1 protein-coding gene is annotated in these 1,484 nt (G+C 60.0%); it reads right to left on the reverse strand.

Going from position 1 to position 1,484, the window contains the following annotated elements:
* Nucleotides 1-89: 89 nt before the first annotated feature.
* A complete protein-coding gene (clpX, locus tag AC1DUU_RS31815; RefSeq protein WP_476787281.1) occupies nucleotides 90-1,364 on the reverse strand; it encodes an ATP-dependent Clp protease ATP-binding subunit ClpX in 1,275 nt (424 codons plus the stop codon).
* Nucleotides 1,365-1,484: the final 120 nt, after the last annotated feature.

The following is a 1,484-nucleotide window of genomic DNA, read 5'->3' on the forward strand; positions in this document are numbered from 1 at the left end:
CCATTCCGATTGCATCGGAATGGGGCTCCAACTTTTTGCTGGAGCATGATCTTTCCCGAAAACCGGTACCCACTTTTCGGGATCATGCTCTAGGCGCTGACGTTGCCCTTCATTTCCTTCTGTTCGGAGTAGATGTAGAGCGGCCTGGCACTGCCGGTCACCACTTCCTCCGAAATTACCACTTCCTGGACGCCTTCGAGCGCAGGAAGCTCGAACATCGTGTCGAGCAGGATCGCTTCCATGATCGAACGCAGGCCGCGTGCGCCAGTCTTGCGCTCGATGGCACGCTTGGCGATCGCCGAAAGCGCGTTCTCGTGGAAGGTGAGATCGACATTCTCCATCTCGAAAAGGCGCTGGTACTGCTTGACCAGAGCGTTCTTCGGCTCGGTCAGGATCTGGATCAGCGCCGGCTCGTCCAAATCCTCAAGCGTCGCCAACACCGGCAGACGGCCGACGAACTCGGGGATCAGGCCAAATTTCAGCAAATCCTCCGGCTCGACGAGGCGGAAGACTTCACCGCTGCGCCGGTCTTCAGGCGAAGCCACTGTGGCGCCGAAGCCGATCGAGGTCTTGCGGCCGCGATCCGAAATGATCTTGTCGAGGCCGGCAAAGGCGCCACCGCAGATGAACAGGATGTTGGCGGTGTCGACCTGCAGGAACTCCTGCTGCGGGTGCTTGCGGCCGCCCTGAGGCGGCACGGAAGCGACGGTGCCTTCCATGATCTTCAGCAATGCCTGCTGGACGCCCTCGCCCGACACGTCGCGGGTGATCGAGGGGTTGTCCGACTTGCGGGAGATCTTGTCGATTTCGTCGATGTAGACGATGCCGCGCTGGGCGCGTTCCACATTGTAGTCGGCCGACTGCAGCAGCTTGAGGATGATGTTTTCGACGTCCTCGCCGACATAACCGGCTTCGGTAAGCGTCGTTGCGTCCGCCATGGTAAACGGCACGTCGATGATGCGCGCAAGCGTCTGCGCAAGCAGCGTCTTGCCGCAGCCCGTCGGGCCGATCAGCAGGATGTTCGACTTCGACAGCTCGACGTCGTTGCTCTTCGAGGCATGCGCGAGGCGCTTGTAGTGATTGTGGACGGCAACTGACAGCACGCGCTTGGCGTAGGGCTGACCAATGACATAGTCGTCCAGAACCTTGAGGATTTCCTGCGGTGTCGGCACGCCCTCGCGCGACTTCACCATCGAGGTCTTATTTTCCTCGCGGATGATGTCCATGCACAGTTCGACGCACTCATCGCAGATGAAGACGGTCGGACCGGCTATGAGTTTGCGTACCTCATGCTGGCTCTTGCCGCAGAACGAGCAATAGAGCGTGTTCTTGGAGTCGCCGCCGCCGTTGCTGACCTTGCTCATCTTGTCCAAGTCCTTTCACTGCCGCCCGGCCGAACGTTTGGCTTTCGAGCGCATATGCAATCTAACGACGGACGCCGCCACCGCCATTCCCTGGCCGCCGCAACAAGCTCCGCACAACTC

It is taken from the genome of Aminobacter sp. P4_H6_2 (genome assembly GCF_056400805.1).

What these genes read in the sequence shown, in the direction of transcription:
- clpX (WP_476787281.1), bottom strand. Translation starts at nt 1,364, where the DNA reads ATGAGCAAGGTCAGCAACGGCGGCGGCGACTCCAAGAACACGCTCTAT.